Below are 12,789 nucleotides of genomic sequence, written 5' to 3'. Positions count from 1 at the left end.
AGGACACCGCTGATGGAGAGGTTCACCACCCACACCGGCACCGCCGTGCCGCTGCGCCGGTCCAACGTGGACACCGATCAGATCATCCCCGCCGTCTATCTCAAGCGGGTGACCCGGACGGGTTTCGCGGACGGCTTGTTCAGCGCGTGGCGGGAGGACCCGGAATTCGTCCTCAACGATCAAGCGTATTCGGATGCGTCGATTCTTGTCGCCGGTCCGGAGTTCGGTACCGGCTCCTCCCGGGAGCACGCCGTCTGGGCCCTTCGCGACTGGGGCTTCCGCGCTGTGATCTCCCCGCGCTTCGGTGACATCTTCCGGGGCAACGCCCTCAAGGAGGGTCTGCTCCCGGTCGAGTTGGAATTGAAAGCGGTCGAGGAGATCTGGGCCGCCGTCGAGGCCGATCCGACCACCCCGGTCACCGTCGACCTGACCGCCCGCCAGGTCCGCGTCGGGGAGGCCAGCTGGTCGTTCCCGCTGGACGACTTCAGCCGCTGGCGGCTGATGGAGGGCTTGGACGACATTGGACTCACCCTCCGGCACGAGGCCGACATCACCGCCTTCGAGGCGTCCCGGCCGTCGTTCCTGCCCACCGTCGCATAGCCCCGCGCCCCTTCGCCGCGCCGATTCCGCCCCCACCGGTCTCACCGGTGGGGGCGAATCCGTTGCGACACAAGGGCTTTTTTCCACCGAATGTTTGTGTCCCGGCAGCACAGGGCATACCGTGCGCGCAGAATGGCTCGCGTCGAGTCAGTTGCACAATCGGGAGGAAGTCGTGAACAAGGCCGAGCTCATCGAGGCGCTCGCCGTTCGCCTGGGGGACCGGAAGACGGCGACGGCCGCGCTCGACGCGGTCCTCGCTGAGGTCCAGGCGGCGGTCACCAAGGGCGAGAAGGTGGCGATCACCGGCTTCGGAGCGTTCGAGAAGCGCGTCCGAGGCGCCCGAACAGCCCGGAACCCGCGGACCGGCGAGACGGTGAAGGTCAAGAAGACCTCCGTCCCGACCTTCCGCGCGGGCGCCGGGTTCAAGGAGATGGTGGCCAGCGGCAAGGTGCCGAAGGCCACGGCGGCGGCGAAGAAGACCACCACCGCTGCCGCCGCGAAGACCACCGGTGCCAAGGCTGCCGGTGCCAAGGCGACCACTGCCGCGAAGAAGACGGCTGCCGCGAAGAAGGCCGCGCCCACGAAGACCGCGGCGGCGAAGACCGCGGCGGCGAAGAAGACCGCAGCGGCGAAGAAGACCACGGCGAAGGCGGCCCCGGCGAAGAAGGCCGCCGCGAAGAAGACCACGGCGGCCAAGAGCACTGCGGCCAAGAAGGCCCCGGCGAAGAAGGCCCCGGCCAAGAAGGCAGCGACGAGGCGCTGACCCAGGCGTACGGCGAAGGGGGCCCACCGCTCGCGGTGGGCCCCCTTGTTCCGCGCCCGCGCCCACCGGCGCGCGGATCCTGGGGACCACCCTCGACCCGGGCGACGTCCCTGCCCGTCACAGGCGGTCGGCGGCGACGAGACGGTCGCCCGAGAACGCGAGCAGCCAACCGCCGCCCTTCGGCGTGGTGAAGTCCTCCGCGCGGCCGCTGAGCCGCTCCAGGGCCCCCGGGACCACCTTTCCCTGGCTGCACACCGCGACCGGATCGCCGGCGGCGCCGAGCGCGGCGAGCCGGGCGGCCGTGGCCAGTACGCACTCGTCACGATCCTGACCGGCCCGCGGCTCGTCGAGGTCGCCGTCGACCTCGATCGGCAGGTCGAGCAGCGCCGCCGCCGGGTCGAGGGTCTGTACGCAGCGGCGCGCCGACGCCGCCAGCAGGCGTACCGGCCGGACCAGGGCCACCAGGGGCGCGAGCGCGTGCGCCTGCGCCCAGCCCTGCGCGTCCAGCGGCCGACCGCTGTCCGGTCCGGCCCAGGTGCCGCGCTTGCCGGCGTGGCCGTGGCGGACGAGCACCGTCGCCACGGTCACCGGTGGCAGGGCCGCGAACGCGGCGAGCACCTCCGCGTCGTGCGGGTAGCTGACCAGCCGGGCCGCCTCGTCGACGGGGAGCCACCGCACCTCGTCGACCTCGGTGCCGGGCTGAAAGCCGCCCTCGCCGACCGCCCGCATCGACCAGTAGTCGACGACCTTCGGCCGGCCCTCGCTGCGGTAGCCGATGCTCGGCAGGCGGACCTGCGGCACCGCCCGCACGTCGGTCTCCTCCGCGACCTCGCGGACGGCGGCGAACAGGGGGTGCTCGGCCGGCTCCAGCTTGCCCTTGGGCAGCGACCAGTCGCCGTACCGGGGACGGTGCACCAGGACGACCTCCACACCGGCCGGGCCGGGTCGCCAGACCACGCCCCCCGCGGCGCGGATGCCGGGTGGTGCGACCGGCGCACCCTCCGTCGTCGGCGGCCCGTTCACCGCAGCCACGCCGTCCGTCGCCGCCGGCTCGCCCGCCGCCACGCCCCCGGGAACTCCGCCCGGACGCGCCGCACCGTCGCGCGCTCCCGTTCCAGCATCCGGCCGGCGGTCACCGCCAGGTCGTGGTCGTCCGGTCGCGTGTCGGCGACGTCTCGCCACGTCTCGGCGGCGACCGCGGCGTCCTGGTGTTCGCCGAGCAGGTCCTGCACCCGGGCGAGCTTGCGCGCGAGCTTCGCGGCGTCGCCGCCGAGCACGGGCGCGACGGCGGTGACCGCGGAGCGGGCCTGCTTGCCGTCCTTGCGGACGGTGTGCCACTGCTCGTCCGGTCCGTCCTGGGCGAGCGCCGCGACGCTGCCCGGCCGGCCCGGCGCGCCGGCCAGCCGGCGCCAGGGACGGGCCACCAGGCGCGGCAGGAGGTCGCGGGCGGGCGCGGCGGCCCGGGGCGTCAGCCGCGGCGACGCGGCGGCCAGCACCAGGGCGTCGACCAGGGCCCGGTAGCGGTCGGAGCGGAGCGCCTCGTCGACGGCGGCCAGGGCCACTTCCTGCCGTTCGGCCAGGACGGCGTCGAGCCGGTCGACCACCGCCGGGTCGAGCGGGCTCAGCGGGTCGGCGGCGGCCGTACGCCGAAGCCGCTCCCGCAGCACCTCGCCGTCCCGGGCGGCGCCGAGCGCGTCAGCGAGCCACGTCAACTCGTCCCGCAGCCGGCGTGCCCACCCGGGCCGGACCAGCCGCCGGAAGGTCTTCAGGTCGCTGCGCAGCCGCCGGCAGGCGACCCGCATCTGGTGCACGGCGGTGTCGCCGTCGCCGACCGGCGCGCGCAGCCGGAGCAGCGGGTCGTGCGCGAGGAGCCGCCGCACCTCCCGGCGGAGCGCCTCGGTCATCACCTCGCCGGCGGTCGGGTCGGCCGGCAGGCCGGCGGGCGGGACCAGGTCGGGTTCGCCCTCCGCCGCCGCGCCGAGCGCGCGGACGTGCTTCGGGACGAACCCGCCGTCGCGGGCGCCGGCCTCCCGCAGCAGCGAGCCGATCCGGTCCAGCAGGTCCCGGTCGCCCGCCTTCCGTTCGACCTCCACCTCCCGGAAGGCGGCGGTGGTCGCGCCGTCGGCGTCGAGCACCGTGACGTCGTCGTCCACCACCTCGGCGAGCGTCGCGCCCGTGTCGTCGTGGACCTCGTACGCACGGCGAACGGTGCGCACCACGGCCGCCGGTGCCAGCGGGGCTCCCCGGTGCACGACGGTGACCAGCTCCACCAGGTCGGCCGGGGGAGCGTCGACCGCACCCGGCCGGGAGATCTCGTGCCGGACACCGGGGCTGTCGGTCGGCAGCTTCACCGTCCAGGGAAGCGGGTCGCCCTCGCGGTGGCGCAACGAGACCCCGGCCCGCGCCAGCCGCAGGTCCACGGTGTCGAAGTACGTGGCGACCAGGGTCACCGGCGGCAGCTCGCGTACGCCGCCGCCTCCGGGCGCCGCCGCGGTCAGCTCCGGCAACGCCCAGCCGTCGTCCACCTCGTACTTGCGCTCCTCCTCCATCAGGTCAGCCTAGGGCCTGTCCTGCCGATCATCAGTCGGCCTGCGGCGGATCCAGGCGACGCCCGGCGGCGTTGGAGATTCGTCCGGATACAACACCGGTATCCGGACGAATCTCCGCCTTGCCGGGATCGCCGCCTGGACCTCGCCTCGGCTCGACATGATCGGCAGGACAGGCCCTAGCCGAGACACGGCCGGATCAGCCGGCTGTGCCGCCGACGCGGCGCAGCAGCAGGTCCTGAAGGTGGACCAGTGGCGCCTCGTCGCCGGTACGCCGGGTCCAGGTGCCGTCCGCGGCCAGCTCGAACGCCTCCACGTCGGGGTTGAACGCCGCCGTCAGCACGTGGTCCAGCTCGGCGCGGGCCACCGGGTCGCTGACCTGCACCAGGGCCTCGACCCGGCGGTCCAGGTTGCGGTGCATCAGGTCGGCCGAGCCCATCCAGAACTCGGCGTCGCCGTTGTTGCCGAACCGGAAGATCCGCGAGTGCTCGAGGAAGCGGCCGAGGATGGAGCGGACCCGGATGTTGTCGGACAGGCCCGGCACGCCCGGCCGCAGCGTGCACATGCCACGGATCAGCAGGTCCACGTGGACACCGGCCCGGGAGGCGCGGTAGAGGGCGTCGGTGACCTCCTCGTCGACCAGCGAGTTCACCTTGAACTGGACCAGGCCGGGCATGCCGAGCCGGACGTGCGAGATCTCCCGTTCGATCCGCTCGATCAGCCCGCTGCGGATGCCCTGCGGCGCGACCAGCAGCCGCCGGAACGCGGTCTGCCGGCTGTAGCCGGTGAGCACGTTGAACAGATCGGTCAGGTCGGCGCCGATCTCCGGGTCGGCGGTGAGCATGCCGAAGTCCTCGTACAGGCGGGCCGTCTTCGGGTGGTAGTTGCCGGTGCCGATGTGGCAGTAGCGGCGGATCTGGTTGCCTTCCTGGCGCACCACCAGGGCGGTCTTGCAGTGCGTCTTGAGGCCCACCAGGCCGTAGACCACGTGGCAGCCGGCGCGCTCCAGCGTACGGGCCCAGCCGATGTTGGCGATCTCGTCGAACCGGGCCTTCAACTCGACCAGCACCACCACCTGCTTGCCGGCGGCGGCCGCGTCGACCAGCGCGTCGACGATCGGTGAGTCGCCGCTGGTGCGGTAGAGGGTCTGCTTGATGGCCAGCACGTTCGGGTCGGCGGCCGCCTGCTCGACGAAGCGCTGCACGCTCGTGGCGAACGAGTGGTACGGGTGGTGCACCAGCACGTCCCCGTCCCGCAGCGTGGCGAACACGCTCCGGGGAACCTCACCCTCGGCGAGCCGGGGATGCGTGGCGGGCACGAAGGGCGGGTCCTTGAGGTCCGGTCGGTCGGCGTCGCCGTACACCTGCCAGAGCGCCGACAGGTCGAGCAGCCCGCGCACCCGCAGGACGTCGTGGGAGTCCATGTCCAGCTCGCGGACGAGCAGCTCCAGCATGTGGTCGGAGATGGAGGCGGCGACCTCCAGCCGCACCGGCGGGCCGAAGCGGCGCCGCGCCAGTTCCCGCTCCAACGCCTGGAGCAGGTCCTCGTCGCGGTCCTCGTCGACCTCCACCTCGGCGTTGCGGGTGACCCGGAACAGGTGGCACTCGACCACCTGCATGCCGGAGAAGAGCTGGCCCAGGTGCACCGAGATCAGGTCCTCCACCGGCATGACGCGCAGGCCCGGCTGGTCCCGGTGGATCCGGACGAACCGGGGCACGTTGTTGGGCACCTTCACCCGGGCGAACAGCTCCGAGCCGCCGTCGGGGTCGCGGACCGACACCGCCAGGTTGAGCGACCGACCCGAGATGTACGGGAAGGGGTGCGCCGGGTCGACCGCGAGCGGGGTGAGCACCGGGAAGATCTGCTCCCGGAAGTAGGTGCGCAGCCGCTCCCGCTCGGCGTCGTCGAGGTCGCCCCAGCTGAGGATGCGGATGTCCTCGGCGGCGAGCTTCGGCAGCACGTCGTCGACGAAGCAGGCCGCGTGCCGGTGGACGAGGGCGGCCGTCCGCTCGGCGATCAGTTCGAGCTGGGTGCGCAGCGGCAGCCGGTCGCCGCCGCGGACCGGCAGGCCGGCGGAGAGCCGCCGCTTCAGGCCGGCGACCCGGACCATGTAGAACTCGTCGAGGTTGCTGGCGAAGATGGCCAGGAACTTGGCCCGCTCCAGCAGCGGCGTGCGCGGGTCCTCGGCCAGCGCGAGGACCCGGGCGTTGAAGTCCAGCCAGGAGAGCTCCCGGTTGAGGAAGCGGTCCTCCGGCAGGGGCTCGACCATCGGCGGCTCGTCGGCGGCGGCCGCCGGGGCGGCGGGTGGCGTGAAGCGGGCCGACGCCGGGTCCAGCACCTCCTCCAGACCGGCGGAGGCGGCGGCCGCGTCGGTGCCGGCGGTGTCGGGGCGGACGTCGGCGGTGTCGGTGGAGCGGTTGGTGCGGAAGCGGCCGTCGGCGCCCCGGGGGCGGGTGCCGTTGCGGGATCCGGCCGGCTCGGTGGCGGAGGGCTGGTCGGCGGGGTGCTCGCGAGGGGTGCTCACCCGCTCATCTTCACCCGAATCGGGTTAACGCAAAATGAACTTGCGCGGGGTTGCTCAGGCCATCGTCGGCAACGTCACGCGTACCACCGCGCCGGTGTCGTCCGTCTCGATCCGGACCCGCTGCCCGAGCCGGAGCAGCCGCAGCCCGGAGGCGTCGAACGCCCGCGCCGGGAACGCCAGCTCGGTGCCGTCGTCGAGGAGCAGCACGCCGCTGCGGGTCGCCGCGTCGTAGGTGGCCACCGTGCCCTGCATGACCGGAACGCTACACGGGCCGGCCGGCAGCCGCGGCGCCCGCGCCGCACAGCGCCGCGGTGCGGGGGCCCAGCCCGAGCCGCGCCGCGGTGGCCAGGTCCTCGACGGTGTCGACGTCGCGGCGCAGGCTCGGCCAGTCGCCCGCCAGTGCCAGCGCCCCACTGGCCGCGTGCGCCGCCGCCGATCCCACGCCGAAGCGCGGATCCAGGGCCACGCCCGGTGGGGCGGCCAGCAGCACCGTGCCGCTGCCCGGGGCGTCGGCGACGTACCGGCGTACCCCTGCGGGGCCGGCCTGCGCCGCTTTCAGCGCCGCCGCCAGTTCGGCCGGGCGCAGCGCGGGCAGGTCGGCGGTGAGGCCGGCCACCCAGCCACCCCGCGCGGCCGACGCGCCGTGCCGGAAGGCGGCGTTGAGCCCGCCGGCCGGCGAGTCCGGCAGCACCCGGGCGCCGGCGCCGCCGGCCACCGCCGCCACCCGCGGGTCGTCGGTGACCACCAGCACGTCGGCCACCGCCGCGCACGCCCGCACCGCGCGGACCGTGTCGGCCGCCAGGGCCAGCGCCAGCGCCTCGTGGGGTACGCCCCGCAGCGCGCCCCGCAACCGGCTCTTCGCGACGCCCAGCCGCTTCACCGGCACCACCACGGTCCAGGCCAGTTGGGAGGTCACCTCGTCATCCTGCCAGCCCGACGCCGGTACCCTCACTGGCCGGACCCGGGGCGAGCAGGCATGATTTCACCTCGCGGGGTCACCGGCGGGTGGACCGGCGGGGTGGTACGGCGGCAGGAGGAGGCGCGGTGGCGCGGCGCAGGCTGGGGTTCTGGCAACGGTTCGCCGTGGTGCTGGTCAAACCCGTGATGACCGTCTGGACGCGGCGGACCTGGCGTGGCATGGAACACCTCGGCCGCTCCGGCGGCATGATCATCGTGCCGAACCACATCTCGCACGCCGACCCCCTCGTCTCCGCTCACTTCATCTACGACTCCGGCCGCTGGCCGCAGTTCCTCGGCAAGGCCAGCGTCTTCCGCGTGCCGGTGATCGGCTGGATCCTGCACCGCTGCAAGCAAATCCCGGTCGAGCGCGGCACGGTCGACGCGGTGAAGTCGCTGGACGCCCTGGTCGCCGCCGTGCGCGAGGGAGGCGCCGTGGTGATCTACCCGGAGGGCACCACCACCCGGGAGCCGCACCTGTGGCCGATGAAGGGCAAGACCGGCGCGGCGCGGCTCGCCCTGGCCACCGGTGCGCCGGTCATCCCGCTGGCGATGTGGGGGCCGGAACGCATCTTCGACCCGCGGACCAACCGCCTCAGCCCCCGCCCGCGCATCCCGGTCAGCGTGGTGGCCGGGCCGCCGGTCGACCTCAGCCCGTGGACGGGCGCCACCCCGACGAAGGCGGTACTCGAGGAGATGACGGACGCCATCATGCTGCGGCTGCGGGACCTGCTCGCCGAGATCCGGGACGAGACCCCACCCCCGCTGTGGGAACGCCCCGCCCGCCGAGGCCACGCCGAGCGCCCCGAGGCCGCCGCGTGAGCGAGCTTGTCGAACGAACCAGCGGGCACGTGGCGGTGCTGGGGGCCGGCTCGTGGGGGACGGCCTTCGCCAAGATCCTCGCCGACGCCGGCCGGGACGTCACCATCTGGGCCCGGCGGCCGCAGGTCGCCGACGTGATCCGCGCCGAACGGCGCAACCCGGAGTACCTCCCGGGTCTCGTGCTGCCCGACCGGGTCACGGCCACCGGCGACGCCCTGGAGGCGATCAAGGGTGCGGAACTGGTCGTGCTCGCGGTGCCGTCGCAGACGCTGCGCGGGAACCTCGCCGAGTGGGCGCCGCACCTGCACCCCGACGCCACGCTGGTGTCCCTGATGAAGGGCATCGAACTGGGCACCACCAAGCGGATGAGCGAGGTCATCGTGGAGACCGCCGGGGTGGCGGCGGACCGGGTGGTGGTGGTCTCCGGTCCCAACCTCGCCCCCGAGATCGCCGCCGAACAGCCGGCCGCCACCGTCGTCGCCTGCACCGACGTCGACCGGGCCACGCTGGTGCAGCGGGCCATCACCACGCCGTACTTCCGCCCGTACACCAACGACGACGTGATCGGCTGCGAGCTGGGCGGCGCGGTCAAGAACGTGATCGCCCTCGCGTACGGGATCGCCACCGCGATGGGCTTCGGCCACAACACCCGGGCCATGCTGGTGACCCGGGGGCTGGCCGAGACCGCCCGGCTGGGCGTCGCGCTCGGCGCCGACCCGCTCACCTTCGCCGGCCTGGCCGGGATGGGCGACCTGGTCGCCTCCTGCTCCTCCCCGTCGGCCCGTAACCGCACCTTCGGCGAGCACCTGGGCCGGGGGGCGACCCTGGAGGAGGCGCGGATCGCCACCCGGCAGACCGCCGAGGGGGTCAAGAGCGCCCTGGCGATCCGCGACCTGGCCCGGGCGCACGGGGTGGAGATGCCGATCACCGAGCAGGTCGAACTGGTCTGCCACGAGGGGGTCGACCCCCGGCGGGCGGTCGAGGCGCTGATGAGCCGCACGACCAAACCGGAGTGAGGGGCATGGCGGACGACCACGACGGCACCCGCTGCGTCCGCGCCGGGCTGCCCGAGCCCGCGCCGGGGGAGCCGTTCCTGCCCGGCCCGGTGTTCGCCGCGCCGTACCACCTGGACCCGTGGGCGGGGCCGGCGGCGGCACCCAACGGCTACGGCCGCCCGGACAACCCCACCCGACGGCTGCTGGAGGCGGCGATCGGCGAGCTGGAGGGCGGCGACTGCCGGGTCTTCGCCACCGGCCAGGCGGCGATCACCGGGCTGCTGCTGACCGTGCTGCGCCCGGGGGACACCGTGGTGCTCCCGTCCGACGGCTACTTTCCGGTGCGGGCGTTCGCCACGGACACCCTGACCGGCATCGGCGTACGGGTCGTCTTCGCCCCGACCGCCGGGCCGTACCCGGACCTCGCCGGCGTACGCCTGGTGCTCGTGGAGACCCCGGCCAACCCGGGCCTGGACGTCGTCGACGTGCCCGCGCTGGTGACCCGGGCGCACGCCGCCGGCGCCCTGGTCGCGGTGGACAACACCACCGCGACCCCGCTCGGGCAGCGGCCGCTGGACCTCGGCGCGGACCTGGTGGTGGCCTCCGGCACCAAGGCCCTGACCGGGCACTCCGACCTGCTGCTGGGGTACGTCGCCACCCGGTCGGCCGACCTGCTGGAGGCCGTGACGGGATGGCGGACGATCACCGGGGCGGTCCCCGGGCCGTTCGACGCCTGGCTGGCGCACCGCTCGCTGGCCACCCTCGACCTGCGCCTGGCGCGGCAGACCGCGAACGCCGGGGCCCTCGCCCGCCTGCTGGCGGCCCGCCCCGACGTGACCGGGCTGCGCTGGCCGGGCCTGCCGGACGATCCGGCGTACCCGGTGGCCTCGGTCCAGATGCGACGGATGCCGGGGGTGCTCTCGTTCGACCTGGGCGACGCCGACCGGGTCGCGCGGTTCCTGGAGGCGTCCCGGCTGGTCACGGCGGCCACCTCGTTCGGCGGCCTGCACACCACCGCCGACCGCCGGGCGCAGTGGGGCGACGACACCGCGCCCGGATTCGTCCGCCTCTCCTGCGGCGTGGAGGACACCGTCGACCTGGTCGCCGACGTGACCGCCGCGCTGGACACGGCGGGCCGGTGACCGGGGCGGGCGACCGGGGCGCCCCGGCGCCCGTTCCGACGTCACCCGCCGCCGGCGCCGCCGCACCGGACCTGGTGGCGCGGCTGCGCGCCGCCGGCTGCGTCTACGCCGAGGACGAGGCGGAGCTGCTGGTCGCCGCCGCGGCCACTCCCGACGCGCTGGCCGACCTGGTGGCGCGCCGGCTGGCCGGGCAGCCGCTGGAGCACCTCCTCGGCTGGGCCGACCTCGGCGGGATCCGGGTCGCCGTCGACCCCGGCGTCTTCGTGCCGCGTGCCCGCAGCCTGCTGCTGGTGTCCGCCGCGGTTGCGCTGACCGGCCCGGCGCCGGCCGTGGTGGAGCTGTGCTGCGGCTCCGGTGCGTTGAGCATGCTGCTCGCCGGTCAGCTCGCGCCCCGCTTCCACGCCGCGGTGGACGTCGACCCGGCGGCGGTGGCGTGCGCCCGGCGCAACCTGGCCGGGTACGGCGTACCGGTGTACACCGGCGACCTGTTCGATCCGCTGCCGCCGCAGTGGCGTGGCCGGTTGGACCTCGTGGTCGCGAACGCCCCGTACGTGCCGACGGAGGCGGTGGGGCTGATGCCGCCCGAGGCCCGGCTGCACGAGGCGCGGGTGGCGCTCGACGGCGGCCCGGACGGCCTGGCGGTGCTGCGCCGCGTCGCGGCCGGCGCGGCGCGGTGGCTGGCGCCCGGCGGGCACCTGGTCGTGGAGGCCGGTGCGAACCAGGTGGCCACCCTGGAGGCGTTCCTGGCGGACCTCGGCCTGACGCCGACGGCAATCCGGAACGACGACCTCAACGGCACAGCCCTCACCGCCCAGCGCCCTCGGTAAGGAAGGGCCCCCTATTAACGCCTGCGGTAGAGGAAAGGCCCCTTCTTAACGTTCCACCCGCGGCGGCCCGCATGTCCTGGCGGGGTCGGGCGGGGAAGGGACGGGGCGGGGCGTGGCGGGGCGTCGGGACGGGAACTAGCCTCACGTCAGGTCACGAGGGCGGGAGGGCGGAGTTTCGTGGGCAGCGCAGGGGTGCCGGTGGTCGTCGGCCTGGACAACGGCGGCACCAGCAACAACGCCACGGTTCTCACCGTGGACGGGCGGTTCCTCGTCGACGGGCTGATGGAGACGCCGAGCCAGGTGCAGGCCGGCCCGGAGTCGGCGATCGAGGCCCTCGCCCGGGCATTCGACGGGGCGCTGGCCGCGACCGGCGTGCCCCGGGGGCTCGTCCGCGCGGTGGGCCTGGACACGCCGGGGCCGGCGAGCGCGACCGGGGTCATCTCCTCCCGTGGCTCGACGAACTTCTCCCAGCCCGCGTGGCGGGGCTACGACGTGCGGGGCGCGCTGGAACGGCGGTTGGGCCTGCCGGTGGCGTACCTCAACGACGGCAACGCCGCCGCCCTCTACGCGCACCACACGTACTTCGGCACCGACGCGATGCGCCGCTCGTCGGTGTCGGCCATCGTCGGCACCGGGCTGGGCGGTGGTGTGGTCGAGGGCGGCCGGGTGATCGCCGGGGCGGCCGGCATGGCGGGCGAGCTGGGGCACGTGCACCTGCCGATGGACGGGCTGCTCGGGCCCGGCCAGGCGCAGCCCACCTGCGCCTGCGGCTTCACCGGGGACGCGGAGAGCGTCGCTTCCCTGATCGGGATCGCGCGCAACCTGCTGCCGTACTGGCTGACCCGCTTTCCCGGGCATCCGCTGGCCGCCGAGCCGCCGCAGCGGGCCGCGAAGCTGGTTCGCGGGCTCGGCGAGCGGGGTGACCCGCTGGCCCGGGAGATCTTCACCCAGCAGGCCATGGCGATCGGCCGGCTCTTCACCCTCGCCGCCAACTTCACCGATCCCGACGCGTACTTCGTGGGGGGCGGGGTGGTGGAGGCGGCGCCGGAGTTCCGGGACTGGTTCCTGGCGACGGTGCGGGAGCACACCGTGCTGCGGGCGGAACAGGCCGCCGTGGCCACCTTCGCCCTGGTGCCGGACCGGGACATGGCCGGTGCGCGCGGAGTGGCCATCGCGGCGCTGGAGGCGCTGCGGGCCGAACCGGCCCCGCAGCCGCTGGTCGGCGGGTAGCCGGCACCCGGCCGAGGTCACCGCCCGGTCGGGGCCGGACGTCGCCGCCGGCCCCGGCCCGGCGACGCGTCCGGCCCCGGCCTGGCCTGGGGACGCGGCCGGGACCGGACGGCGACGCAGCTGTGGCCGGGGCCCGGCGACGCGGGCGGTGGAGGGACCGTCACCGCCCGCGCCGGCGGGGGTCAGCGGTGGGGCGGTGCCCCGGCGAAGCTCGCCCAGGCGTGCGGCGGGAAGAGGAGCACCGGGCCGGCCGGGTCCTTGGAGTCGCGGACGCCCACCACGCGGGGCAGCGTCGCGATCTCGACGCACGCCCCCTCGTCGCCGCTGTGGCTGCTCTTGCGCCACCCGGCCCGGGCCAGCTCCGCGTTTGTCGTCGGGGTCAT

General features: G+C 74.9%; 13 protein-coding genes. 7 read left to right on the top strand and 6 right to left on the bottom strand.

Annotated elements, in window-relative coordinates:
- The first annotated feature begins 12 nt into the window (after window positions 1–12).
- Together leuD and GKC29_RS28045 are read left to right on the top strand one after the other, a co-directional pair.
- A complete protein-coding gene (gene leuD / locus GKC29_RS28050; protein ID WP_155333667.1) occupies window positions 13–600 on the top strand; it encodes a 3-isopropylmalate dehydratase small subunit in 588 nt (195 codons plus the stop codon).
- Window positions 601–772: 172 nt separating this feature from the next.
- Complete coding sequence (locus tag GKC29_RS28045; RefSeq protein ID WP_155333666.1) at window positions 773–1,363, top strand: HU family DNA-binding protein; 591 nt, start codon at window positions 773–775, stop codon at window positions 1,361–1,363.
- 117 nt (window positions 1,364–1,480) lie between these two features.
- Here GKC29_RS28045 and GKC29_RS28040 read toward each other — a convergent pair whose 3' ends face one another.
- The 5 genes from GKC29_RS28040 to cofC all read right to left on the bottom strand — a co-directional run bounded on the left by GKC29_RS28040 (window position 1,481) and on the right by cofC (window position 7,349).
- Complete coding sequence (locus tag GKC29_RS28040; RefSeq protein WP_155334381.1) at window positions 1,481–2,386, bottom strand: NUDIX hydrolase; 906 nt, start codon at window positions 2,384–2,386, stop codon at window positions 1,481–1,483.
- Window positions 2,383–3,912 (bottom strand): CYTH and CHAD domain-containing protein, encoded by a 1,530-nt coding sequence (locus GKC29_RS28035; protein WP_230688845.1) that lies wholly within the window; start codon window positions 3,910–3,912, stop codon window positions 2,383–2,385. Before GKC29_RS28035 ends, GKC29_RS28040 begins: the two co-directional genes overlap by 4 nt.
- A gap of 196 nt (window positions 3,913–4,108) precedes the next feature.
- Complete coding sequence (locus tag GKC29_RS28030) at window positions 4,109–6,433, bottom strand: RNA degradosome polyphosphate kinase (RefSeq protein ID WP_155333664.1); 2,325 nt, start codon at window positions 6,431–6,433, stop codon at window positions 4,109–4,111.
- Window positions 6,434–6,487: 54 nt separating this feature from the next.
- Window positions 6,488–6,685, bottom strand: coding sequence for a cold-shock protein (locus GKC29_RS28025; protein ID WP_155333663.1), 198 nt, complete (start codon window positions 6,683–6,685; stop codon window positions 6,488–6,490).
- Window positions 6,686–6,695: 10 nt separating this feature from the next.
- A complete protein-coding gene (gene cofC / locus GKC29_RS28020; protein ID WP_230688844.1) occupies window positions 6,696–7,349 on the bottom strand; it encodes a 2-phospho-L-lactate guanylyltransferase in 654 nt (217 codons plus the stop codon).
- A 128-nt stretch (window positions 7,350–7,477) separates the two neighbouring features.
- On the opposite strand from cofC, the gene GKC29_RS28015 reads away from it, so the two are divergent.
- The 5 genes from GKC29_RS28015 to GKC29_RS27995 all read left to right on the top strand — a co-directional run bounded on the left by GKC29_RS28015 (window position 7,478) and on the right by GKC29_RS27995 (window position 12,406).
- Complete coding sequence (locus tag GKC29_RS28015) at window positions 7,478–8,212, top strand: 1-acyl-sn-glycerol-3-phosphate acyltransferase (protein WP_155333661.1); 735 nt, start codon at window positions 7,478–7,480, stop codon at window positions 8,210–8,212.
- A complete protein-coding gene (locus tag GKC29_RS28010) occupies window positions 8,209–9,228 on the top strand; it encodes an NAD(P)H-dependent glycerol-3-phosphate dehydrogenase (RefSeq protein WP_155333660.1) in 1,020 nt (339 codons plus the stop codon). The genes GKC29_RS28015 and GKC29_RS28010 overlap by 4 nt, the downstream gene beginning before the upstream one ends.
- Window positions 9,229–9,233: 5 nt before the next feature.
- Window positions 9,234–10,349 carry a cystathionine gamma-lyase gene (locus tag GKC29_RS28005; protein ID WP_155333659.1) on the top strand — a complete coding sequence of 372 codons (1,116 nt, stop codon included), beginning with the start codon at window positions 9,234–9,236 and terminating at the stop codon, window positions 10,347–10,349.
- A 71-nt stretch (window positions 10,350–10,420) separates the two neighbouring features.
- A complete protein-coding gene (locus tag GKC29_RS28000; RefSeq protein WP_155334380.1) occupies window positions 10,421–11,176 on the top strand; it encodes a putative protein N(5)-glutamine methyltransferase in 756 nt (251 codons plus the stop codon).
- A 177-nt stretch (window positions 11,177–11,353) separates the two neighbouring features.
- Window positions 11,354–12,406: an ROK family protein gene (locus tag GKC29_RS27995; RefSeq protein WP_155333658.1), complete on the top strand. Its 1,053-nt coding sequence runs from the start codon at window positions 11,354–11,356 to the stop codon at window positions 12,404–12,406.
- A gap of 182 nt (window positions 12,407–12,588) precedes the next feature.
- Here the strand turns inward: GKC29_RS27995 and GKC29_RS27990 are convergent, their stop codons facing one another.
- Window positions 12,589–12,789 (bottom strand): DUF397 domain-containing protein, encoded by a 201-nt coding sequence (locus tag GKC29_RS27990; RefSeq protein WP_155333657.1) that lies wholly within the window; start codon window positions 12,787–12,789, stop codon window positions 12,589–12,591.

Source organism: Micromonospora sp. WMMC415, from assembly GCF_009707425.1.
Classification (GTDB): domain Bacteria; phylum Actinomycetota; class Actinomycetes; order Mycobacteriales; family Micromonosporaceae; genus Micromonospora.
The sequence above is the reverse complement of the archived record's forward strand: the minus strand, read 5'-3'. Positions and strand labels throughout refer to the sequence as shown.